The organism is Candidatus Rhabdochlamydia sp. W815 (assembly GCF_018642185.1).
GTDB lineage: Bacteria > Chlamydiota > Chlamydiia > Chlamydiales > Rhabdochlamydiaceae > Rhabdochlamydia > Rhabdochlamydia oedothoracis.
On the sequence record NZ_JAAVTY010000012.1, the window covers coordinates 1 to 22,866 of the forward strand.

Annotated in this window: 24 protein-coding genes, 3 tRNA genes and 3 pseudogenes; 14 read left to right on the plus strand and 16 right to left on the minus strand. The window is 34.9% G+C overall.

Annotation, left to right across the window (positions count from 1 at the left end; translation table 11 throughout):
- Positions 1 to 216: 216 nt before the first annotated feature.
- Complete coding sequence (locus RHOW815_RS01825) at positions 217 to 1,122, plus strand: CPBP family intramembrane glutamic endopeptidase (protein WP_215216670.1); 906 nt, start codon at positions 217 to 219, stop codon at positions 1,120 to 1,122.
- 18 nt (positions 1,123 to 1,140) lie between these two features.
- Here the strand turns inward: RHOW815_RS01825 and RHOW815_RS01830 are convergent, their stop codons facing one another.
- Positions 1,141 to 1,443: a hypothetical protein gene (locus RHOW815_RS01830; RefSeq protein ID WP_215216671.1), complete on the minus strand. Its 303-nt coding sequence runs from the start codon at positions 1,441 to 1,443 to the stop codon at positions 1,141 to 1,143.
- 28 nt (positions 1,444 to 1,471) lie between these two features.
- Positions 1,472 to 1,807 carry a hypothetical protein gene (locus tag RHOW815_RS01835; protein ID WP_215216672.1) on the minus strand — a complete coding sequence of 112 codons (336 nt, stop codon included), beginning with the start codon at positions 1,805 to 1,807 and terminating at the stop codon, positions 1,472 to 1,474.
- Positions 1,808 to 1,950: 143 nt separating this feature from the next.
- On the opposite strand from RHOW815_RS01835, the gene RHOW815_RS01840 reads away from it, so the two are divergent.
- From RHOW815_RS01840 to RHOW815_RS01855, 4 genes are read left to right on the plus strand one after another with little or no spacing between them, the layout of a single operon-like run.
- Positions 1,951 to 3,129 carry an MFS transporter gene (locus RHOW815_RS01840; protein WP_215216673.1) on the plus strand — a complete coding sequence of 393 codons (1,179 nt, stop codon included), beginning with the start codon at positions 1,951 to 1,953 and terminating at the stop codon, positions 3,127 to 3,129.
- A 46-nt stretch (positions 3,130 to 3,175) separates the two neighbouring features.
- Entirely contained in the window at positions 3,176 to 3,703 is a 528-nt protein-coding gene (locus RHOW815_RS01845) for a UvrB/UvrC motif-containing protein (RefSeq protein ID WP_215216674.1), read from the plus strand.
- Positions 3,690 to 4,751 (plus strand): protein arginine kinase, encoded by a 1,062-nt coding sequence (locus RHOW815_RS01850; RefSeq protein ID WP_215216675.1) that lies wholly within the window; start codon positions 3,690 to 3,692, stop codon positions 4,749 to 4,751. Before RHOW815_RS01845 ends, RHOW815_RS01850 begins: the two co-directional genes overlap by 14 nt.
- Before the next feature lie 4 nt (positions 4,752 to 4,755).
- Positions 4,756 to 6,090, plus strand: coding sequence for a bifunctional cytidylyltransferase/SDR family oxidoreductase (locus RHOW815_RS01855; protein WP_215216676.1), 1,335 nt, complete (start codon positions 4,756 to 4,758; stop codon positions 6,088 to 6,090).
- On the opposite strand, the gene msrA is transcribed toward RHOW815_RS01855, so the two are convergent.
- Complete coding sequence (gene msrA / locus RHOW815_RS01860; protein WP_245397538.1) at positions 6,065 to 6,679, minus strand: peptide-methionine (S)-S-oxide reductase MsrA; 615 nt, start codon at positions 6,677 to 6,679, stop codon at positions 6,065 to 6,067. The genes RHOW815_RS01855 and msrA overlap by 26 nt on opposite strands.
- A gap of 332 nt (positions 6,680 to 7,011) precedes the next feature.
- Between msrA and RHOW815_RS01865 the strand changes: the two genes are divergently transcribed.
- Positions 7,012 to 7,725 carry a tetratricopeptide repeat protein gene (locus RHOW815_RS01865; protein ID WP_215216677.1) on the plus strand — a complete coding sequence of 238 codons (714 nt, stop codon included), beginning with the start codon at positions 7,012 to 7,014 and terminating at the stop codon, positions 7,723 to 7,725.
- 3 nt (positions 7,726 to 7,728) lie between these two features.
- On the opposite strand, the gene RHOW815_RS01870 is transcribed toward RHOW815_RS01865, so the two are convergent.
- The 4 genes and pseudogenes from RHOW815_RS01870 to RHOW815_RS01885 all read right to left on the minus strand — a co-directional run.
- A complete protein-coding gene (locus tag RHOW815_RS01870; protein WP_215216678.1) occupies positions 7,729 to 8,469 on the minus strand; it encodes a sulfotransferase family protein in 741 nt (246 codons plus the stop codon).
- Between the two features lie 98 nt (positions 8,470 to 8,567).
- Entirely contained in the window at positions 8,568 to 8,984 is a 417-nt protein-coding gene (locus tag RHOW815_RS01875) for a hypothetical protein (protein ID WP_215216679.1), read from the minus strand.
- A gap of 24 nt (positions 8,985 to 9,008) precedes the next feature.
- On the minus strand, positions 9,009 to 9,461 hold the full coding sequence (locus RHOW815_RS01880; protein WP_215216680.1) for an NUDIX hydrolase: 453 nt from the start codon (positions 9,459 to 9,461) through the stop codon (positions 9,009 to 9,011).
- 309 nt (positions 9,462 to 9,770) lie between these two features.
- Positions 9,771 to 10,043, minus strand: a pseudogene (locus tag RHOW815_RS01885) (transposase family protein); the annotation flags it as partial.
- 3 nt (positions 10,044 to 10,046) lie between these two features.
- Here RHOW815_RS01885 and RHOW815_RS09265 point away from each other — a divergent pair.
- Positions 10,047 to 10,374: pseudogene (locus RHOW815_RS09265) on the plus strand (IS3 family transposase); the annotation flags it as partial.
- Positions 10,375 to 10,953: 579 nt separating this feature from the next.
- Here RHOW815_RS09265 and RHOW815_RS01895 read toward each other — a convergent pair.
- From RHOW815_RS01895 to RHOW815_RS01935, 9 genes are all read right to left on the minus strand, one after another.
- On the minus strand, positions 10,954 to 11,232 hold the full coding sequence (locus RHOW815_RS01895; RefSeq protein ID WP_215216683.1) for a hypothetical protein: 279 nt from the start codon (positions 11,230 to 11,232) through the stop codon (positions 10,954 to 10,956).
- 110 nt (positions 11,233 to 11,342) lie between these two features.
- Positions 11,343 to 11,615, minus strand: a complete 273-nt coding sequence (locus tag RHOW815_RS01900) for a hypothetical protein (protein ID WP_215216684.1) — start codon at positions 11,613 to 11,615, stop codon at positions 11,343 to 11,345.
- Positions 11,616 to 11,671: 56 nt separating this feature from the next.
- Positions 11,672 to 11,744, minus strand: a tRNA-Lys gene (locus RHOW815_RS01905).
- A gap of 11 nt (positions 11,745 to 11,755) precedes the next feature.
- Positions 11,756 to 11,830 (minus strand) — tRNA-Glu (locus RHOW815_RS01910).
- A 45-nt stretch (positions 11,831 to 11,875) separates the two neighbouring features.
- Positions 11,876 to 12,430, minus strand: a complete 555-nt coding sequence (gene frr / locus RHOW815_RS01915) for a ribosome recycling factor (protein WP_215216685.1) — start codon at positions 12,428 to 12,430, stop codon at positions 11,876 to 11,878.
- The gene (pyrH, locus tag RHOW815_RS01920; RefSeq protein WP_215216686.1) at positions 12,427 to 13,152 is read right to left on the minus strand and encodes a UMP kinase; all 726 of its coding nucleotides are present in this window, start codon (positions 13,150 to 13,152) and stop codon (positions 12,427 to 12,429) included. The genes frr and pyrH overlap by 4 nt, the downstream gene beginning before the upstream one ends.
- Complete coding sequence (tsf, locus tag RHOW815_RS01925; protein WP_215216687.1) at positions 13,153 to 14,001, minus strand: translation elongation factor Ts; 849 nt, start codon at positions 13,999 to 14,001, stop codon at positions 13,153 to 13,155.
- 5 nt (positions 14,002 to 14,006) lie between these two features.
- The gene (gene rpsB / locus RHOW815_RS01930; protein WP_245397535.1) at positions 14,007 to 14,777 is read right to left on the minus strand and encodes a 30S ribosomal protein S2; all 771 of its coding nucleotides are present in this window, start codon (positions 14,775 to 14,777) and stop codon (positions 14,007 to 14,009) included.
- A gap of 77 nt (positions 14,778 to 14,854) precedes the next feature.
- Positions 14,855 to 14,925 (minus strand) — tRNA-Gly (locus RHOW815_RS01935).
- A 141-nt stretch (positions 14,926 to 15,066) separates the two neighbouring features.
- Between RHOW815_RS01935 and RHOW815_RS01940 the strand changes: the two genes are divergently transcribed.
- From RHOW815_RS01940 to RHOW815_RS09275, 7 genes and pseudogenes are all read left to right on the plus strand, one after another.
- Positions 15,067 to 18,399, plus strand: a complete 3,333-nt coding sequence (locus tag RHOW815_RS01940; protein WP_215216689.1) for a penicillin-binding transpeptidase domain-containing protein — start codon at positions 15,067 to 15,069, stop codon at positions 18,397 to 18,399.
- A gap of 317 nt (positions 18,400 to 18,716) precedes the next feature.
- The gene (locus tag RHOW815_RS01945; RefSeq protein WP_215216690.1) at positions 18,717 to 19,508 is read left to right on the plus strand and encodes an ABC transporter permease; all 792 of its coding nucleotides are present in this window, start codon (positions 18,717 to 18,719) and stop codon (positions 19,506 to 19,508) included.
- A gap of 2 nt (positions 19,509 to 19,510) precedes the next feature.
- Positions 19,511 to 20,233 carry an ABC transporter ATP-binding protein gene (locus tag RHOW815_RS01950; protein WP_215216691.1) on the plus strand — a complete coding sequence of 241 codons (723 nt, stop codon included), beginning with the start codon at positions 19,511 to 19,513 and terminating at the stop codon, positions 20,231 to 20,233.
- Positions 20,223 to 21,161 (plus strand): NAD-dependent epimerase/dehydratase family protein, encoded by a 939-nt coding sequence (locus RHOW815_RS01955; RefSeq protein WP_215216692.1) that lies wholly within the window; start codon positions 20,223 to 20,225, stop codon positions 21,159 to 21,161. Before RHOW815_RS01950 ends, RHOW815_RS01955 begins: the two co-directional genes overlap by 11 nt.
- 1 nt (position 21,162) lies before the next feature.
- On the plus strand, positions 21,163 to 22,449 hold the full coding sequence (locus RHOW815_RS01960) for a glycosyltransferase (RefSeq protein ID WP_215216693.1): 1,287 nt from the start codon (positions 21,163 to 21,165) through the stop codon (positions 22,447 to 22,449).
- Positions 22,450 to 22,489: 40 nt separating this feature from the next.
- Entirely contained in the window at positions 22,490 to 22,648 is a 159-nt protein-coding gene (locus tag RHOW815_RS09270; RefSeq protein WP_434062191.1) for a hypothetical protein, read from the plus strand.
- Positions 22,647 to 22,770, plus strand: a pseudogene (locus RHOW815_RS09275) (IS5/IS1182 family transposase); the annotation flags it as partial. The gene RHOW815_RS09270 and the pseudogene RHOW815_RS09275, both read left to right, overlap by 2 nt.
- Positions 22,771 to 22,866: the final 96 nt, after the last annotated feature.

Consider the following 22,866-nt stretch of genomic DNA (forward strand, 5'->3'; position numbering starts at 1 on the left):
TTTTAGATACGACTTCCAAGGATATAGAAAGGGTGGAAACTTTACTAAATAACAGACCTAGAAAGGCTCTCAACTTCGAAACTCCACTAGAAGTGTTTACGAGATTATCTACAAACATGCTATGCTCGGGTGCACAATAGATGTTTTTTCAAGTATTTATATGTTCTTTTTTGTGCACTTCAAGGTTGAAAGGGCCGAGGAAGATCAAGGAGAGTTATGCAAATAAGTTCTTTTAGTTACGAGATATTTAAAGAGAACCCACTTTTCACCTTATGTTTTTTTACTCTAGGTGTAAGCTTAATGAGTTTATGGGTTTGTAAGAAGTGGCTTTGGGCTATTTTTTTATTCATTGCTTATTTTTTAGCTTTATATACACATATAGCAACAACTGCATCTTTAATTCCTATTATTTTATTAGGTATTTGCCAATACGCTTTGAAAAAAACCACGAATCCTTCCATTCGCTTTTTACTGTTTGGTACTGCTGTTTTTATTTCTATCTCTTTATTTATGCATTTCTTACCAGGTTTTGCTAATTGGAAAATTGTTTCTGATTTGACGATTAGCAACAGCTCTTATCCATTAACCTTATGGCTAAATTTTGATAAGCCCTTTATTGGTCTTTTTGTGCTCGTTTACCTATTGCCTTTAATCGAATCTAAAAAAAATCTTTGGGGATTGATAAAAAAAGCTGCACCGTTATTAACACTAATGATCTTAATTTTAACTGCTATTTCTTATTATTTAAAAGCTATTACCTTTGATCCTAAAATACCATCTGTTTTTTTGATTTGGGTTATTCAGAACTTGACTTTTGTCTCTATTCCAGAAGAGGCATTTTTTCGTGGGTTTTTTCAACAAGAATTAGATCAAGCATTTGGATCAAAACCATTAGGCACAGGCTGTAGCATTATCATTACCTCTATTTTATTTGCTCTTCTACACATTGGGTGGTCTCCCAACTTCGTTGCAATAGTGCTTACTTTCTGTGCAAGTCTTTTCTACGGAGTAATTTATCGTTGGACTCAAGCAATTGAAGCGAGTATTTTCTGTCATTTTGGCTTTAGTATATTTCATTTTCTATTCTTCAGCTATCCTTTTGCAATACAGCCTGGATTTTAAACCAGGCTATTTTGGGATTTATTTACTCAATTTCATATCTACCGCACAATTTTCGATACTCATTGGTTCTATCAAATGCTGAACAGCTTTGTCAGGATCCAATCCATTCTTTACTGCAGTAATGATAGATTCTCTCTGCTTTTTTTCTAGATGAATAAATATCCTACGATTTTCATCGCTTAATTTTGCAACAAATACTTTTTCATCAATAGATAAATCAGGCACTTCAATTGCTTTTTCCACAAGAGATGACTCAGCATATAAAGGAGAATAAACGGCCATTACGCTAATTGATAAAAGAAATAACATTTGTTTTTTCATAATCGTCCTTAGGTTTTTTTATGAATCATTATCTTTCCTCGGAAACAGGAATGGAATCAGTCATAAAATGATCCTCATCCACTTCTAGCTTTTGGATCAACTTTCTTTGCTCTTCTATTTCCTGCTTTTTTAATCGATCTGTCTTATGCTCTTCTTGCTTAGCGATTCTTTGTTTTTCTGCTCTTTCAGCGTTGGATTGTTTTTGTCTTTCTGCTTCTTGTTTGTTTGCTAGTTCTTGTATGTGGATACTTTGGCCTTTAGCACCTAGTTTCGCAATAAGCGTCTCTTGCTGAAAAGCAGCTTCAAGCGAAGAATAAGATATCACTAAACTAGCTATTAAAATAAAAACTTTCTGCTTTTTCATGACAATCCTCATTTTTTGATTTATTAATTCTTATCTTTAAATAAAACCTATAGATTCAGTTATTTTTTGTCTATTATGAATTAGCTATAGAGAAATATTACAATCCTGTTTTATGCTGCAAAAAACAAGGCTTTTTTGAGCTTATGAATTACTGTTTCAAACCTACTTTGTGCAGAAGCTTATGCCTCTTATGGTGTAGCCATTTAATTCTTGATTTCTTTACGGGCATTTGGCCTATCTATAAAACGCTATTCCATATTGATTTGACTAAAGCAGGTATTCTTGCAGGCATAAGTGGATTTATGGGAGAATCTCTACAACTGGGTTTTGGCTATACATCCGATCGAGGACATCGCAAGGTAATCATGATGTTAGGGCTTGGACTTGCTTCATCTATTCTATGGATGACATTTACCGACCATCTATTTTTTTCTTTTTGTCTACTTCTTTTGATGATGCTTGGTTCTTCTTCCTTTCATCCTGCTGCAGTTGGTTTTGCAAGCAAATTATCAGAGAATCATAAAGGACGTTATATTCTTTTATTCTCTTCTTCAGGAGCAATTGGTCTTGCTATTTCTCAACTTACCTTTATAAAAACGATTGCATTTTTTAATGGTCATGCTCTGATTTTTTACATCCCTGTTCTGATCTTATTGATTCTCTTACTTTTCTATCCCTTAGATGCAAAAATAGAAACAACTCCTTTTTCTATTAAACAAGCCCTCCAGCTCTTCTTACAACACAAGAGGCTATTACTGCCTTTATATTTAATCCAAATTGCTAATGTAACACTATCAGCAGCTTTTATCTTTTTGCTTCCTGATCTTATGCAAACAAAAGAATGTCATATTTGGCTATGCCAAGGAGGGGCTCATTTTTGTTTTATATTAGGGGGAGCTGTTTGTATGATTATTACGGGTTATCTATGCGATAGGTATAATTGCAAATACGTACTACTAACCGTAATCATAAGTGCGCTATTTTTGTTTTACAGTTTCTTGCTGCAGTCTTCTATTCCCTCTTGGAAAACAGTGATATTTCTCACTTGCTTAGGTGGAATGATTGGAACAATGAATCCTTTAGTTGTATCATGGGCAAATCAATGTTTATCTGAACATCCAAGCACTATTTCTGCTCTATTAATGGGCTCTGCCTGGTGTATTGCAAATTTAGGTCCTACTTGGGCTGGGTTGATTTCTAAAACGGTTTCCATGCAACCCATTATTTCTACCCTATATATTATGAGTTCTTTAATGGTTGTTGCTTTCTTTTTAGTACTTATAACACCGCAAGGATCTACAGTAAAAACAATAGTTGACTAGCTTTACCTATCTTACCTAGAATCTAAAAAAAAGGAATTTAACTTAGATGGCTGAAAGACCTATTGAATGTATTCACTGTAAAAAACCTATTGCTGTAACCTATAAAGAAATACTTGATACTTCGGTTACGTGTAATGAGATGTGTGCTACTTGTCCTATTTTAGAACAAAAATTACATGGTTATTCCAACAAGGCAGCCTTTCATGAAAGCCATGCAGAAACTGGAATGTGTTGTGGGAGCTGCCGCACCACTTTAGAGTCTATTAAAATGGGAAACCCTCTAGGATGTAGCGAATGTTATGCAATTTTTGCAGATATCTTAGTTACAGAATTAACTTCTATGGGAAAAATCCCTTTACAAATGCTAAAAGTAACCAAAAACTGTAAAAATCAAACTTTGCACTTAGGGAAGTCTCCTAACAAATCAGCTAAAATCCCCTCTTCTAACCGCCTTGTTGCTTTAAACGAAGCATTAAACGATGCTTTGAAAAAAGAAAATTATGAACAAGCAGCCTGGCTTCGCGATCAAATTAATACCCTAATTGGAAAAAACAACTCTGATGGAAAAATCTAACTTACCAAATACTCTTTTTTCTCATACCCCTTGGGAAAATCAAACAAATGCCATCTGGCCTGCTACTTGTTTTTCCTTAAGTCGTAATCTAGCTAGCTATCATTTCCCTGCAAAAATGCTCGATGATGAATTTGAAAGGGTTTATAGCATCTTATGTAATGGTCTATCTTCTTGTTTGCCTAAATCCATTGCATTAAAAAATACCCAACTTTCTGCTCTTGACAAGGAATTTTTATTTGAACATTTTTTATTTTTAGAAAATCTGGCTAATACCCATTCTCATCAAGGATTTGTTCTTGATGAGAATGGGTTATTCTTTGTGCAAATTAATAAAGAGGATCATTTACATATCTGTTGTGTTGATTATCAAGGAGAATGGGAAACAACCTGGAATCGGCTCAATCAAATAGAAACGGATTTAAATAAAACTCTTGATTTCTCTTTCTCCCATAAATTTGGTTTTTTAACTTCTTATCCTCAACATTCAGGAACAGCTCTTAGAGTACATGCTTATTTACATCTACCCGCTATTATTCACTGTGGACAGCTACAAGAACTACTAACTAAAAGCCAACAAGAAAATATATATGCTATAGGCATGTCAGGTACATTAGAAGAGTTAATCGGCGATCTTATTATTTTAAGCAATGTCTATACATTAGGTATAAATGAGGAAACAATTCTCTATTCCTTACATACGACAATTATGAATTTTATGGCTTTAGAAAAGACATTACGCACCCATTTAAAAGAAAAAGGCAACTCAGAAATTAAAGATCAGATAAGTCGTGCTTATGGCCTTCTTTTACACTCTTACCAAATACAAGAAAAAGAAGCGCTAAATGCTTTAAGCTTAATTAAGCTTGGTTTAGAACTCAACTGGGTTAAAGGAGTTTCTGAAAAAACCATTAATAATCTATTATTTACATGTAGACGCGCTCATCTGACTTATATTTGTAATACAGCCCTTTCAGATCCTCAAGAAAGCGCTAGAAAACGCGCAGAGTTCTTACATAAACAGCTGCAAGGAATAGCTTTAAGCATTTAAAACCATGATTGTAGCAATTCTTCTCATGGCTGGATCTGGAACTAGATTTGGCAGCCAAATCCCGAAACAATTTCATCGCTTATCTGGAAAAAAGATCTATCACCACACCTTAGATAAATTCTTAAATACGCAACTTTTTTCCCGTATTATTCTGGTTTGTGCACCTGAATATATCAAACAAATCCAAAAAGAGACTTCTTTTAATGATCAGGTTTATGTGATTGCAGGAGGATCAAACCGCCAGGCATCTTCTTTGAAAGGATTATTAGCTTGTCCTTCTCATACGGAAATTGTTGTGATTCACGATGCAGTCAGGCCTTTTGTCAGCAAAGAAATTTTACAAAAAAATATTTCTCTTGCTAGCCTGCATAAAGCTGTTGATACTTGCATTACCTGTAGTGACACTCTTGTTCATACAATGGATTTAAAGCAAATTCATGCAATCCCTCCTCGTAGTCAATACCTACGAGGACAAACCCCACAGAGTTTTTCCTATGCTCTTATTTTAGAAGCTCACTTAAATGCTATCCAAAAAAACAGTTCTGATGATTGCTCTCTTGTGCTTGCTAAAGATCATCAAGTATTCATTACAGAAGGAAGTGAGTACAATATTAAAATCACAACAGAGTTAGACTTATTTTTAGCAGAGCAAATTTTTCGTCTACAATATTCTGATACAAAGTCTAGCCTAAAAACACTAAAAAATAAACGTTATATTATTACGGGAGGATCTGGAGGGATCGGACAGGCAATTATTAAAAGCTTAGAAAAAGAGGGTGCGAAAGCAATCGATGTATCTCGATCTTCTAAAAGCTATCCTGCTAATTTATGTTGCCCTAGTGATGTAGAAAAAGTATTTACAGATATTTTTAATGATTTTGGTTCAGTAGATGGATTAATTAATAGTATTGGATTTTTTATAAAAAAACCTTTTATACGACTTTCAGAACAAGAAATTCAAGAGATCGTCGCAGCTAATTTAACCAGTGTACTCTTCTGTTGCAAATATGCTCAAATAAAACCGCAAGGTCATATTCTCAATATGGCCTCTTCCAGCTATTCTCGTGGCAGAAAAAACTATACCATTTATGCCAGTTGCAAAGCTGCCATTGTGAACTTTACACAAGGACTAGCAGAAGAATACTCTCATCTTTATATCAATGCGATTGCCCCACAAAGAACCGCTACAGCTATGCGCCATCGAGAATTCCCCAGAGAAGATCCTTCTATCCTACTTTCTACAGAAGAAGTAGCAGAAGCCATTCTTAACTGCCTTAAATCCTGTATTACAGGTAGCCTTATCGAAGTGAAATTCAAGCCGAATTCCAAAGATCTTTAAGTCGTTTATCTCTTCCGCATCTATAATAGTAAAATTTATAGCGTATAAAATGTGTTTTAAAATAATTTTGATGATACTCCTCTGCTGCATAAAAAGTGGTTTCTGGCAAAATTTGTACCAAAACCTGAGGAAATCTTTTTGACTGAACAAGCGCTTGCTTTGATCTTTCAGCAGCCTGTTTTTGGCTTAAATTATGATAAAAAATAACAGGTCTATATTGAGGTCCAGAATCACAAAACTGTCCATTATTTCTTGTAGGATCAATCATTTTCCAATAGTCATCTAAAAGTTTCTCATAGCTGATTCTTTGTGGATTATAAACCACTTGTACAGCTTCTAGATGACCTGTGGTCCCAGAAGAGACTTCTTTATAGGTAGGATCTAATTTATGCCCACCTGTATAGCCCACCGTTGTAGATATTACCCCATCAATTTGACTAAAATCATGTTGCACGCACCAAAAACAACCTCCAGCAAAGGTTGCTATTTCGAGCATTTTATCATCTACCTGCCCATGAACAGAAAGTAAATAACAAAAAAAAGCAAAACTTAAAATCTTCCAAATCCAATATATTTTCTTTTTGGACATAAACAACTCCTGTGTATTCTCGAGTTATATTATTCATTTTATTTTTTAAAAATAAAATGAATAATATATAAGCACTGATTTTAAACGCCTTTTGACTCTTTAGATATTAGATCTCTTGCATAACCAATAAGCAATCTAAAATTTTAAAGTATTTTAATCCATGAGATATGATTGTTTAAGCGATATAGCTGGAAATGCTTTTGTTAAGATAGGAATCTATAAATGAAAGCTTTAAAATAAGGGGTTATGCAAGAAATCTATTGATCTAAAAAATTTTATAGCGTTACCCTACAAGGAAAAATTCACTCTTCTAATAAAAAGAAGCTCGTTTTATGAAAACACCAAAATTTATCTTGATCTTTCTTTTGTCAGTTTTATGGCAGCTGATCTATGCTCAAACTCTCGCTGATTTTAATTCGGTCCAAGAGGTCCTTGATTTTGAAACAGCACAAATTGCCGATCTTGGCTCAGCAGATTGCTACATTAATCGTGCAGAAAGTTATCTACTATGCCAAAATTATGATCTTGCATTAAATGATTTAGAAGTAGGTTATCAACTTTCACAAAATGCAGAAGATAATATCAATCTACACTTTCGCTCTCTTTTTGGATTAGCTATTGTTTATGCAAATATCGATCAATTAGAAAATTTTAATGCAGTTGTAAATTCTATAGAGGAGTTCTTAGATGCCCATAAATGCACAGGGTGCTCAGAAAAGCATTATTCAGTAAAGCTTTGTTCTTATGCATTAAAAAGGCTTTTGGTTTCCGATACTCCCGAACCAGAACGCATTTCTGTAGAAGCCTGTATAGAAAGAGCAAATAACACAGCTAAATACGCCAGAATTCTTATTGATAAGTCTCACCCCGCTGCTCGGTTTGTTTTAAATGCATTGGTAAATCGACTAACAAACAAGGCAATCAAGTGTTGTGTCGCAGGAGGGCTATGGAAAGGTTGCATTCAACCTATTTTTACTAAATGGCAAGAGTGGAATGAAAAATGGAAGATATTCGATAAATTCCCTACTTTACAGAGATCTAAATAGAATCTACCATTGATTATCTTTTTCATATCCTAGCTTAATGAGATACTCTCCCATCTTTTTTTTAAATAGACTTTTATGTTCATCGCTAAAATACTGTTTCCAAATGTCAATTTGCCCTTTTCGAAAGGTTTTTGTATTACCAAATAGCTGTAATGCAATTTCTGTAATTTCGTTTGTGGTTATTGCCTGTCCAAGGATTAAAGCCAGCTTTTTCAAAGTTTCTTCTTGCCGTAATCGACAACCACCACCCTCTGGACCAACTAAATCCTCAAAACGAAAAGCTATAACTTGAGAATCATCAAGCAATTCAGAGCAAAGATTAAAATAATAAAACATCCCTACTGGTATATCTATGAGAAAATTGATCTTCTCATACTCTGGCATAGAAAGAAATGCATCTATTTGATTTTTAGTTGCGCCTGGCCATGTTTTTTGTTTTTCCATCCAAAACATCTGTGAGATGAGTGCATCTCTTGGATCTCGAAATAAAATAACTTTAAATTTGTTCTGGTTGTATATTACTGAATTCATTTCTGGCCACAAATGATTAAAAAGCACGAGTTTTCCATTTATTAATACAGTTTGACCAAGCTTAAATTCTTGTCTAGTGATTAAACCAAGTGATTTTTCTAAAAGATGGGTACCAGATTTTGGTATAGTTAGAATTGCTAAATCATAAGAGAAATCTGCATAACAACTTATTGAAAAAAAAATTAAAATAGTCAAAATTCGTTTTACCATCAAAACAACTTCCTTAAAAAATATTTTATTTTTCAGTCTCTAACAATAGATATATAAAAAAATTTAGTTTAAACATATAATTTTTTAATCTTGTTGCTAAGTTAGATTAAGCATCTTTTATAAGCATTTAGAGTCCCATTCTCATCTAACATAGTTGCTAGATAGATAAGTAAAGACTGCTGAAATTTAGGATTATCAAAAACTTCTGTCTTAAGAAAACTATTTAATTTTTTTAATTCCCAATCGACTACTGTTTGTAGAGTCCTTTCCTCTCTTAACGTATAAAGCAACATAAAGGCATGAAATAGATCTTCGGTTAAAACAACACACGGTTTTATGGTGTTTTCAAACGTCTGTTGATAAGAAGGGATAGCTATGATTTCTTCTACGGTTTTATCAATAGATATCATAATGTCTTCGACATATTCTGTAATCAGCGAAGCATCTGGAGATTCTTCTTGTAAGCAAGAAAAAACAATAGATCCATTAATTAGAAAAATACAAAAGAATTTAAACATAAAAAACACTATTTTCTACGGAAATTAGCAGCTTCTTTTAAAATCTTTTTCAAAGATTGCTATAAGTTCTTGACCCGTTTCAATTAAAGGAAGCTTCTTAGCTTGCTCTAAAGATAACCAACGATATTTACTATGCTCGGTTAGGTTTAAGTTAATACAAAAATTTTTTTGATTAAGATCTGCGTGAAAAAGATGCAGTGTATATTCCATATGAGGCACACACACAAATAAGCTTTTCCAAAAAAAACTATGTTCTTGGATAAGCGTAATTCCTACTTCTTCATATACTTCTCGATAAATGGCTTTTTGCAGGGTTTCTTCTTGTTCTACCTTACCTCCAGGTAAACACCAAGTACTCCCTTGTAACTTATCTGGCTGACGCAAAAGAAAAAGAAAGCGTTCTTGCCAACAGCAAAAACAAGCAACTACTTGAACACTGGGAAGAAAGTTCTCAGGTGGAAAAGCGGAAATATACATATCTATTTTCCTTAAGAAATCAAAGCTTAAGTTTATTATGTTTTGAATAAATATGCTAGAAGTTGCCTTAAAAAGAACCGTTGAGATTTGTTGGATTTGAACCAATGACCCTCTTATTAAAAATGAGGACGATATTCCCTTTAACTGGCTACAGTCAACCTTTATGGGTATTAATATAGGAAAATTCGATGAAGAATACTACCGGTTTTTGCGTGTTAAAAACGGAAAAAATTGAAAATCAGTGTATCGCTAATGTACCAAAATATGCCACTGCCCCAGAGTATGATGTCATTAGAGTTCTTCTGAAACCTAAATTTTAAATTCATAGTTGTACAATCCTGCCAAAAGACTGAAGCGTAATCTAAATCTTTTTTTCCTATTCCGATAGCTGTCTGAAATTATTTTGAACCGCTTTAACATTCCTATCACGTTCTCTACAAGAACACGTTCTTTAGCCAGAGCCGTATTCCCATTTTTATCTTCCTTTGTCAGAGGCTGTTTTTTACCTTTCTTTTTGGGTAACATCGTTTGAGTATGCACCTTTTGCAAGCCTTGATAGCTAGTATCTACTGCCACCTTTATTTTGGCTTGATTCACCATTCTGATCGTGGTTCTCAATATATAAGTGAAGATTTCAAGAGAAAAACCGATTAACATGAAATTATTTTAAGTATGAGTGGTAAAGGAAACTGTTACGATAATACTGTTGTAGAAAGCTTTTTTCACAGCTTAAAAACAGAGCATGCTAACTTTTGTAAATTTAAAACAAAAGAAGAAGCTATGGATAGCTTATTTGAATATAGAAGTGTTTTACAACAAAAAGAGGTCTCATTCTACTTTAGGGTATATGCCTCCTCAAGAATTTGAAACAAGATGGATGAATCAGCAAAGTATTCGTGTTCTTGCTGTCTAAAAAAAGGTGACAAGATCATTTCTCTGAGATGGCTAAACCTAATTCTTTTTTGAGCACCTGATACCGAACACTCGGATAGCATGTTTTAGATCAGATAAACCGAAGGTTCTGACTCTCCCACCGGGGATGTCGATTCTGCATATTATACTCCCTCTCTTGAGATCTGTTCGATATTTTAGCTGAAATTCTGTATACCAATTTTCAATCTCATGCCAAATTTTAGCCATGATCTCGTGTGTCAAAGTGATTTTTTGGTCAGGCGCAAAATTTGTAATGAGCTCCGCCTTTTTTATATCCTTGATCGCTCGCGAATCTCGATGAACTATTGAATTGCGCAAATAACGCAGATCGCCCCAAATATTCCCTTTGATTTTTTTGCCAAGTAGCTCATTCAGTTGGGGGCGATATGTATTCTCCCAACTGTCATATATGATCTTAATTGCGTTCTTTGCTTGAAATGCCTGGACTAAGTATTTTCTGCATCTTTGAGGTCGTTGTATATAGTGGTTTCGATTCAATCACATAGAAAAATATAGGATTAATAATAAGTTTCAAGTCATTGATTTTAAACTTATTAAGCTAGCCTTTTGAACTGGCACTACTATATACGATTGAATCGGAATCACTATATATGTGAAACTCACCATCGCTCAATATATGGGCCGCTTCTTCTGCTTCTTCGTCATTCAAACCTATCTCAGCTATCCATAGGTGCTTATATTCCTTAGCTTCTTGGTCTAACTTTGAGCGCCATGTTTCTGGGGCTATTAAAGAGACAAAATATCCGAGAAAAACTTCATCGATATTTTTATAAAATTCTTCTATTAGTAAACATGCCCTTTCTTCACTGTCTTTCATTTTGCAATTCTCTCAGCAATAAGATCGGTATATATTGGTTCCGATTCAATCGTATAGAAAAATATAGGATTAACGACAAGTTTCAAGTCGTTGACTTGAACCCTATTAAGCTAGCCGTTTGAATTGGCACTACTATATTTTTTACTGTTCTTGGCATCGAGATTAGAATAGCGCAGCAGCATAGAAAGAGCGTCGTCGATCTCCATGCGCTGGAGGAGATCAGCATTGACTAAGCTTGATGCGGTGTTCTGTTTCTTTTGCCCAGCCGTCAGCTTCTTGCTCACGCTCGAAGTGATTGCAGACTGTATGATAGCTTTTGATGCCAATAATAACACAGCATACACTGTACCGTTTTTATTCTTGCATTTGCAGATAGTAAACATGTTCCCAATCTTGCGTTTTGGAGTTCTTGGTTGAACAGGATAACTAGTTAAGGAATTGAGACTTGATGGACTCGAACCATCGACCCTCTCATTAAAAGTGAGATGCTCTACCAACTGAGCTAAAGTCTCAAATAACGTGTTGACCCCAAGGGGATTCGAACCCCTGTTACCAGGATGAAAACCTGATGTCCTAGACCGGGCTAGACGATGGGGCCCTAGAAAAGCAGTCATTTTACTAACCGCATTTATTTCTTGCAACACTAAACTGTCATCAATTCTTGCTTTTTAGCTTTAGCAATGCTTTCGATATCTTTGCAGAAAGTATCGGTCAGTTTTTGTATTTCTTTCTCATCTTTTTTCATTTGATCTTCGGTAATTAATCCTTCTACTTTTTGCTTACGAATAGATTCATTACCGCTTTGTCTAAAACCACGAATAGTAATTTTCTGTTCCTCGGTTTTTGTATCAACCTGCTTAGCAAGTTTTTCACGCATTGATCCATCCATAGGAGGAATGTTTATTCGAATCTGCTCTCCTTCTATGACAGGTCTTAAATTCAAGGAATGATCTTTTTCAATCGCTTTTGCAATCGATTGCAGAATCTGTGGATCAAAAGGAGAAATCAAGATTTGTCTGCTTTCTGAAGTTGTGATAGAAGCTAACTCTTTGATGCGCATTTTTGAGCCATAGGCTTCCACAAAAACACTATCTAGCATAGCAGGATTTGCACGATTAGAACGCAGACTTTTTAAGTCATCTTTGAAGTGCTCTAATGAGGTTTTCATTTTTGATTCAGTCTGCTTAACTATACTCATGACTTGTCTCCTGTTACTAATGTACCTAAAGATTCGCCACACACAATATTTAGTAGGGCGGTTGGGTCAAATAAATCAAATACGCAAATAGGAATTTTATTTTCAGCACATAACGCAATTGCTGTAGAGTCCATTACTTTTAAGTTTTTTACCAAAACTTCTGCATAGGTTAATCGATTAAATTTTTTGGCTTTAGCGCTCTTTTTTGGATCGCAGTCATAAATTCCATCAACTTTTGTTGCTTTAAGCAAAATCTCTGACTTCATCTCAATAGCGCGCAAAGCAGCTGCAGAATCTGTAGTAAAATAAGGATTGCCTGTTCCGCCAACAAAAATTACCGGTATGTTGTTCTCTAAATAAGCCAAAGCTTGTTTCCAGTTATATTTTTCAACGATAACATCTGTATTAAGAGCACTCATAACATGAGTATCAATTCCAATGCTCTTTAAAGATTGTTGTAAAACCAGTCCATTGATTGTAGTGGATAACATTCCAATGTGGTCAGCTGGAGTTCTTTCAAAATTAAAAGCTTTAGCCTGGGCTCCTCGAAATATGTTGCCTCCACCAATTACAATCCCCAATTGCAATTTGAGATCATAAGCTTGTTTAATCATTTGTGCAATCAGGGAAGATGCCGCCGGTTCAACACCAAATGTTTGCCCACCCATCAGAGCTTCTCCTGATAATTTAAGTAGAACTCTTTTGTAAGCGGGCCTATGCATTTAGTTTCCTACTTTCCAGCGATAAAATGATTGAACCCCTATAGGGTGCTTCAATTCTTTGCTCTCTTTATCGAGCAACATAGCAATTGTCATAGAGCTGTCCTTAACATACTTTTGACGAGTTAAGCACATTTCCATATAATATGCTTCCAATTTTCCTTCGACAATTTTATCAATAATGTGAGGAGGTTTATTTTGCACTTGACTACGCGCTATCTCTTTTTCTTTTGCTTTAACTTTATCCGGAACTTCTTCGGGAGATAAATATTCAGGAGCTTCCGCCGCTACGTGCATAGCAATATCACGAGCTAAAATTTCGTGCCCTTTTCCTCCTGTAAGCACAACTACGGAGACAATCTTTCCTCTCATATGGCTATAGAATCCTACAGAAACATCTGAGGATTTGGGTATAATTAATAGGCGCCTTACTTGGATATTTTCCCCCAAGCTTTGCACTATTAAAGATCTATATTGATCTAAAGTAAGCGAAGGATCTTTCACATAAGATAACTGCATCAGCTCCGCTACAGAAACTGGTTTTGTTAGAATCGCTTGATGTATTAACTCTTGAACGAATTGCTTAAACTTGGCATTTTGTGCAACAAAATCCGTTTCGGCATTTACTTCAACCAAAACCAACGCATTTTCTTCTTCATCAACTTCAATTAAGCCCTCGTTTGCATCGCGACCTTCTTTCTTGACAGCAGAAGCTATACCTGCTTTACGCAAGAATTCAATCGCTTTATCCATATCGCTATTGGCACTCTCAAGCGCCTCCTTGCATTTGCTCATGCTTACGCCTGTACGATCGCGCAATTGTTTTACTAATTCAGCAGCTATTTTACTCATAGTTATTACTTAGCTCCTTCTTGTTCTTCTTTAGAAGGAATTTCTTCTTCTACATCTTCTTTAGCTGTAGTGAGTTTTAATTCTTGTTTGCGTTGCAAAATAGCTTGTGTTAATGCTTCTAAAATGAGTTTAATGCTCTTTAAAGCATCATCGTTACAAGCAATGATATAATCAATTGGATCTGGGTTACAGTTTGTATCCACTAAGGCCATAACCGGAACGCCTAATTTTTTAGCCTCTGCTACTGCAATATGCTCACGACTTGGATCTACTACGATTAATAATCCAGGAGGCTTTCTCATAGAGCGAACTCCTGAGAAGTTTCGATCCAGCTTAATCTGGTCCTTTGTTAATAAGGAAAGCTCTTTCTTGGTCAGATCATCTGCACTAAGCGCGATTTTCTTCTCAATGCGCTCTAGTTTCTTAATAGATTGACGGATAGTTGTTAAATTGGTTAGTGTTCCGCCTAGCCAACGCTCACAAACATAAAATTCTCCACACTGCTTTGCACATTCACGAATAAGGTTTTTAGCTTGCTTTTTTGTACCTACAAACAAAATAGATTTGCGCTTGCTTACCGTATTCATGACAACTTGAATTGCATTGCGGATCTGTTGCAGTGTTTTAGAAAGATCTATGATATAGATCCCATTTCTCTCTTCGAAGATAAACCTCTTCATCTTCGGATTCCAACGATGTCTTTGGTGCCCAAAATGAGCGCCACTTTCTAGAAGTGTTTTAATAGTAACTTCTTTATATTGTTCTTGCTGTTCCAAGCTTTGTCCCTTGTGTGACGACGGCATTCTTTTAAAAGAATTTCAGTCTTGGTTAAAATTTAAATTGAAAATAAGAAAGCGCCTGATCAGAATCGAACTGACACAAGTAGCTTGGAAGGCTACTGTTCTACCATTGAACTACAGGCGCTTAAAGTTTACGACTGTAATTCTCCCCAGAAGTCTTTTTTTTTTCAACTAAAAGTTGAAGACCATAAAAAAACGCATCCTTTTCTTTGCGACAAGTCTTAAGATTGAGTATGATTCAAGCTAGCAAGAGCTAGAGTATTTTATGTATACAATACCGGAAAAAGTAAACCGCGTTTTAAATATAATTATTTTAGCTTTATTTCTGATCTTCGTTAGAGTCTGGTACTTAGCTATTATTCAGCATGAGGAAAAAAAGCTAGAAGCGCTTAAACCAAAACAAAAACTTGTCATTGAAAGAGTTGAACGCGCTACCATTCGAGATCGGTTTAATATTCCCCTAGCAACTAATAAAATCCAATACGACGCTTCTATTCGCTATGCCGATATTCGCCAAGTTCCCCGTCTTAAATGGGAGAAAAACAAAGAAGGTAAACTAGTTCGTGTATATAAACGTCTGTTATTTATTAAAGAACTTTCTTTACTTTTGGCAAAAGAGCTGCAAATGGATGCCTTGCAAATTGAAGATATTATCCATGGCAAAGCTTCTCTTTTTCCACATACGCCATTCGTTATTAAAAAAAACATTTCAGAGCAAGCGTACTACCGACTTAAACTTTTAGAAAAAGACTGGGCTGGGATCTATGCAGAAAAAAGATCAAAAAGGTTTTACCCCCACGGGAAAACCGCCTGCGATGTCATTGGTTATATGAGCGCAATTAACCAAAAAGAATATTATAACATAGCGGAAGAATTAAAATATTTAAAAGAGTATCTCTTTTTAAGAGAATCGGATGAAATTTGCATTCTTCCTAAAGGATTTACTAATCCTTTGCAGGTTCGAGAACGATTGCAAATCCTTCAAGAAAAAGCGTATACGATTAACGATTTGATAGGGAAAACAGGAATAGAAGCTGTGTATGACGCCGAACTAAGGGGTTATATTGGAGAAAAAACCTATGAAGTTGACACTAAAGGAAATCTATTACGCTCTCTTCCTAATGGTAGAGAAGCTACCCCAGGACAAAGAATTATACTAACAATTTCTCAAGAACTACAACAATTTGCAGAAAGCTTATTAACAATTTATGAAAAAGAGCGCGATTCAGTAGAGGAAATCACACTGCAACAACCGTGGATTAAAGGGGGAGCAATCGTAGCTATCGAACCAAACACAGGAGAGCTTTTGGCTTTTGCTTCTTATCCTAGGTTTGATCCCAATGACTTTGTTAGCGGATCATCTGCTGTTTTAAAATGGTTGGAAAATGAAAGTTTAATCGCCGATATATGGGACGGTTGTCAAGATCTTGAAAGAGAAAGAATAGACCCTCTCACCAGTCGGTTTTATCAAGAGAAGTTACACCTGTGCCTTGATCACTATTTAAATGCAATTCTAGATTCCAAAAGCGAAATTAAAAATTGTTTTAATCAAGTTGATAGTTTACATGCAGCATGTACCCTTCAAAAAACAACTAAACAGCTACTAGAATTATCGCAACAAACAAGTTATCCCCATCTACTTGCAACATTATATAACACAATTCCTCATAGAGCTTCTAGGTTTCCACTTGATGCGAAAATAAAAATCCAAAAAACCCTTCTTCTACAACAACTAAAAACAACATTAGACTCTTTTTTAGTAGAGATAAAACATAATGATGATAAACTTCTCCTTTTAGATTTATGTCGCCTATTGGTCAATGAAGAAGCTTTTTCTCCTGAATTATTACAAGCAATTGGCCATCTGAAAGTATCCGATTATTACACGCTGAACCAGCTCTCTTCTCAAATTCAACGTTTTTTGTTACCGCAAGCTAAACAATGGTTTCACGAATTAGATTTTTCTGTTTGGCGTGAACAACACTTTGCTAGTTTTCTGAAACAAAAAAGACAAGAGGAAAGGAGTCAAAAAAAGTGGGCAAAACCTTATACCGAATACTTAGACCTAGCAGAAAAAAATCTCTTTACTACCTTTTGGAAAAAAAACCGTTTTTTCATTTTCCAAAGTATTCTTCTTGAATCTATAGAAACAACAGAAGCTCATTTAATTCCCTACTTAGAGCGCGCAACCAAAGAGGGAGAAAAGAACCTCCTTATTCAGAAATGTAGAGAGGAGTTCAAAAAAACCCTTTCTTCTTTACCGCTTACTCTGCAATCTGAATTTTTAAAAACAATGCGTAGTTTTAATGAGCTCAATCGCCCTCTACTAGGGCGCTATAGAGGCCTTAGGACAAGTAATAAACAACAGCTAGAAAAACACTTAGCCGCAGCTTTTTATCCTGCTAATGGATATGGGTATGGGAAATCTTATGCATACCGTCAAGCAACTCCACTTGGCTCGGTGTTCAAACTACTCGTTGCCTATCAAACTTTAATGGAGCGTTTAGAACAAGACAAGGATCTAAATCCGCTTACTTTAACCGATCAAATTCAGTGGCACGCCAATCCCAATAGTAATGAACAAATCTTAGGTTACACACAAGAAGGTTTGCCTATTAATCGCCTATATAAACAAGGTAGGCTTGCACGCAGTAGTAACCCCAATATAGGAAAAACAGATTTATTAAGAGCGATTGAAAGCTCAAGTAACATTTATTTTTCTCTACTAGCAAGCGAACATATTCAAGACCCAGAAACTCTGATTCAGACCTCAAAAAATTTTCTATTTGGAGAGAAGACAGGGATTGAGCTAACAGGAGAATTTGCTGGGCAGCTACCCAATGATCTTTCATTCAATCGCACAGGATTGTATGCCTTTGCAATTGGGCAACACTCTTTAACAGTAACTCCTCTGCAAACAGCCGTTATGCTTTCTACAATCGCCAATAAAGGCTATGTTATTAAACCAAAAATCGTGCAATTAATAGCGGGACAAGAACGTTTACGTGAATATAGCGATCCTTTTTCTATCCAACAATTTCCCTTACAAGAACATTTAAAACTGATTGGTATTCATTTTCCTTTATTCACCTCTTGTTTAAAAGAAGAACAAAAGCCGCATATTTGGATGAATAGTACATGTGCCAAACAACAAATCCCTTTACCAGACCCAGTACGGAACATGCTTCTTGAAGGAATGTATAAAGTGGTTAATGGAGAAAAAGGCAGCGCTAGGCCCTCTATCATTCGCTGCCTTAATCGCCATCCTGAATGGAAAAAAACCTACTTAGAGCTGCAAGGAGGGCAACTTATTGGGAAAACAGGCACAGCAGAGATTCTTTATAAATCTACCATTGATGCAGAAACCTCTGCTTTTAAAGTAGACCATAGTTGGTTCGCAGGTATCTCTTTTCTTCCAAAACATCAAAAGATGAGAGATAGAGCAGAACTTGTCGTTATAGTGTACTTACCATTTAGCAAATCCGGTGGTAAAGAAGCTGCTCCCATTGCTGCAGAAATGATTAAAAAATGGCGGGATATTCAAAAAAACCATGGTTGTGCACAAAATTTTATACAAAAAGAACCGCTTCTCAAGTAACTAATCGTCATGACTCCTGTTGATCCACAGACTAGCAATAAATATATAGTGGTTCCGATTCAATCGTATATAGTCGTGCCAATTCAAACGGCTAGCTTAATGAGATTCAAGTCAACGACTTGAAACTTGTCGTTAATCCTATATTTTTCTATGCGATTGAATCGGAACCACTATATTCTACACATTTTCTCTTTCTCTATTGACTTTTACTAAATTATAACTTAATTTATATAGATAAAAGAGCTTATAACGCCATTATTCAACCTAATTGGTAAATTTTTTTTTAAAAACATTTGTAAGTTTTAAGAGCGGTGCAAATGAAGTATTTAGATATAGCCATGTTGGACTTGAAAAAAGCTAGTCTTCAATATAGCATCTGGCTTCACTTGGGATTATTAGAAGTCAAACAGCGCTATCGACGCTCTGTTCTCGGGCCCTGGTGGATTAGCATCAGCATGTTAATCTTCATCGTTGCTATGGGAAAAATTTTTAGTCAATTGCTGAATCAAAGCTTAGCCGATTATATTCCTTTCTTCACGACAGGTTTTTTACTGTGGTCTTTTATTTCTAGTAGTATTAATGAATCAACAGACCTGTTTAGATCCAATAGCGGATACATTAAACAAATGCAATTGCCATATAGTTTATATGTTTTGAAATTTTTAAGCAGAAATCTGATTATTTTAGCTCATAATTTAATCGTTTATTGTCTGGTTATGTGGTTTTTTAAAATCAACCCTGGATGGAATATTTTATGGGTGATTCCTGGGATGCTCCTACTAACTATCAATCTGTATTGGATATGCTTGCTCGTAGCTTTAATCAGTACGCGTTATCGAGATATGACGCAAATCATTAATAGTTGTATACAGATTCTTTTTTTTATTACTCCTATTACATGGATGCCTAAATTACTAGGGCAAGATTCTTCCATAGTAAAGTTTAATCCGTTTGTTTATTTCATTGAGCTTATACGCCAACCTCTTTTAGGCATAAATTCCACTGTTCATGTTTGGCTAATCAATGTGAGCATAGCTCTCATTGGTATATTATTTAGCCTAAACCTTTTTGGACGCGTAAAATCTCGTATATCATTTTGGGTTGATTAAATATGACTACTATCGAATTAGAAAAAGTAGCATTGACCTATCCTGTTTATGGAACAAATTCTCGTTCTTTAAAAAATAGTATAATTAATTTAGCAACAGGAGGACGGCTTAATAAAAATGAAAGGATTGTAAAAATCGAAGCATTAAAGAATATAGATTTAAAGTTAAAAGCAGGAGATCGTCTGGGTTTAGTCGGACATAATGGAGCAGGGAAAACAACCCTCTTAAAAGTTTTAGCACAAATTTATGAACCTACAGAAGGTCATCTAAGGATTTTGGGCAGGGCTAACTGTCTTTTTGACATCATGACAGGAATAGATCAAGGACTTACTGGCTATGAAAATATTATAATCCGCGGACTTCTCCTAGGTCTTTCTAAACAAGAAATAGAACATATCATACCAAGTATTGAAGAATTTTCAGAGTTGGGAGAATTTTTAAATATACCTCTTAAAAGCTACTCTTCTGGAATGCTAGTGCGTTTAGCTTTTGGTATTATCACAAGCATTCGTTCTGACATTCTATTAATAGACGAAGTAGTGAGTGTTGGAGATTCCCGATTCATAGAAAAAGCTAAAGCTCGCATTACAAGCCTAATCCACCAAACAGATATCGTAGTGCTTTCTACACATGATCATCAAATGATTAAAGAATTTTGCAATAAGGTCATCCGACTCGAAAAAGGATCTATTATATCATTTGAAGAGGTAAATCATGTTAAATAGCAGAATATTAATAACAGGTGCGCAAGGTCTTGTAGGAACCTCATTAATAGAAGAATTATATCAGCAGGGTTATACAAATCTTATCTCTTTAACAAGAGAGCAATGCGATCTCACAAACTACCAAGAAGTAAAATTGTTTTTCCAAAATACTAAGCCTGAAGTGGTTTTTCACACAGCAGCGGCTGTCTACGGTATTGGAGGGAACGCGAAAAAAAAAGGCTCTATTTTTCTTGATAATGTTTTGCTCAACACTCATGTAATTGAAGCTAGTAGACTTTCTGGTGTGAGAAAAATTGTTGCAATGGGAACAATTGCTGCCTATCCAGAGCCAACAGAGATTCCATTGAAAGAAAACAACATTTGGAACGGACCTCCTCACCAATCCGAGAATAGCTATGGTCATGCAAAACGCACAATGCTTGCGCACTTGTTAGCTTATCAAGAAAATTATGGGCTTGATTTTGCATATGTTATCTCTACAAATCTTTTTGGACCAAATGATAAATTTGATAGCAAATTTGGCCATGTAGTTCCTTCATTAGTACGAAAGTTTTACGAAGCTAAAAAAAGCCATGAGCAAGTAACCATTTGGGGAGATGGTTCAGCAGAGAGAGATTTCTTATATTCTAAAGACATGGCACGGGCTTTAATTTTAATCATGAATAGGTATACAGGGCCTATTAACGTAGCCTCTGGAAGAAGCGCTTCCATAAAAGAAGTAGTAGATTTATTAGCAAACCACTTTGAAATGCAAGATAAGGTTATATGGGATGCTGCGATGCCTAATGGAAGAAAGTTTTACGAAATAGATCTAACTTATTTAAAAACTCTAGGCTATGAGCCTATTTATTCTATGGAAAAGGGTCTATTAGAAACCCTGGACTGGTTTACATCAATGCATGAAAAAAATGCAATTAGAGGCTATTAAAATGGAAGATACTAAATCAAAACTTTGCATTATAAGTAGCTATAATGAAACATGTGGAAATGCTAGTTATACAAAAGCTTTAGTGGCAGCATTTTCCGACCATTTTAATGTTTCAGTAATTTCTTTAAACGTAGACCTTCTTAGAAAGGCAGACCCTAAAGGCGCAAGTGCTTATATAAAAATCCTGTGTGAAAAGCTCAAAAATTATGACTACGTAAATATTCAATTTGAAGCGGGGTTGTTTGGTTCCAGTACTGCATTGATCTGGAAGCGATTTATTGCAATTACTAAAGCTTGTAAAAGAATCGTTATAACCATGCACCGTTATGATGCAATCCAAACATTACCTAATCTTGCCTTTATAGGAAAATGCATTCTTTCAGGAAATATTAAATTACTATTTTCTAATTACTTAAAAGTTCTAGCCAATAACTATCATGCATCGCTTTATCACCGGATCATTAAGCTATGTAAAGAAAATAATATTCCCATTATTGTTCACACTCAAAGAGATAGAAACTTAATTGCTATTAAGTATAATTATCATGCTATTTTTGATCATCCCTTATGTTTTTATACACAAGAATATATTGAATCTTTAGCTAAAACAGTAACAAAGAAGAGCTTTTGCCAAGCCCATAATCTTGATGAGGATAAGATCTATATAGGTATCTTTGGGTTTCTCAATAAATACAAAGGACATAAAACAGTTATAAAAGCTCTATCTTATTTACCTTCTAATTATGAAGTGCTTATTTTTGGAGGACAGCACCCCCATACAATAAAAAATAGTGAGTCTATCAATGAATATGTACATTCCTTGATAAGCCTAATCAGGCATTACGATTTTCAGGATAGAGTAAAATTTTGCGGAATGTTAAATGACGAATCTTTTTTAAAAGCATTATTAGCCTGTGACTTTAATGTACTCCCCTATTTAGAAGTGAATCAAGGGGGCTCAGCTATTGCTTCACTATCTCTAGAAACTAATTCCAATACAATTTTTTCTCAAAACTTAGCTTTTTTTGAATTAGCAAAATATGCTCCTAATTGCTTACAAATGTTTACAATAGGTAATCCTATAGAACTTGCTCATACAATTATGCGTTATAAAAAAACTGATTATTCACCCTATTTGATGGAATATCACAAAAAATATAACATAAATACAAGTATAAATCTTTATAAACAACTATTTCAAATATCTGGGAAAACCGCTATTGAAAATAGCAAAAATGAAATAGCTCCTCCTCTGGTCGAATTAATAGATCTCTTGCATAACTTGTAGATAATCTATAAAATGATTAAACTTTTAAAAAGTATTTGTCATGAAATACGATTGTTTAAAGGATTTTAAGAACGAAGAGTTTCGTCGATTAACAGGAGTAAAAAGAGCCACATTTGAAAAGATGGTAGATATCTTAAAAGAAGCAGAATCTTTTAAAAAAAGGTTTGGAGGAAGATCCCATAAGATTATCTATAATTGAAAGGCATACGTTAAAAAGTCAAGTGATAGTAGACAAAAAGAGTCAGAAGGTTATTTTGCACTGCATTTACTAATGGTAAGCGTCATGACTTTCGATTATTTAAAGAATCTAAAACAAAAATTCAAGTCTTTTCAAGTTTGAAGTGCACAGAAGAATTAAAAAAAGAATAGGCAGGCGATGAAAGAATCTCTATTGTGATTTTTAACAATCAAACACAA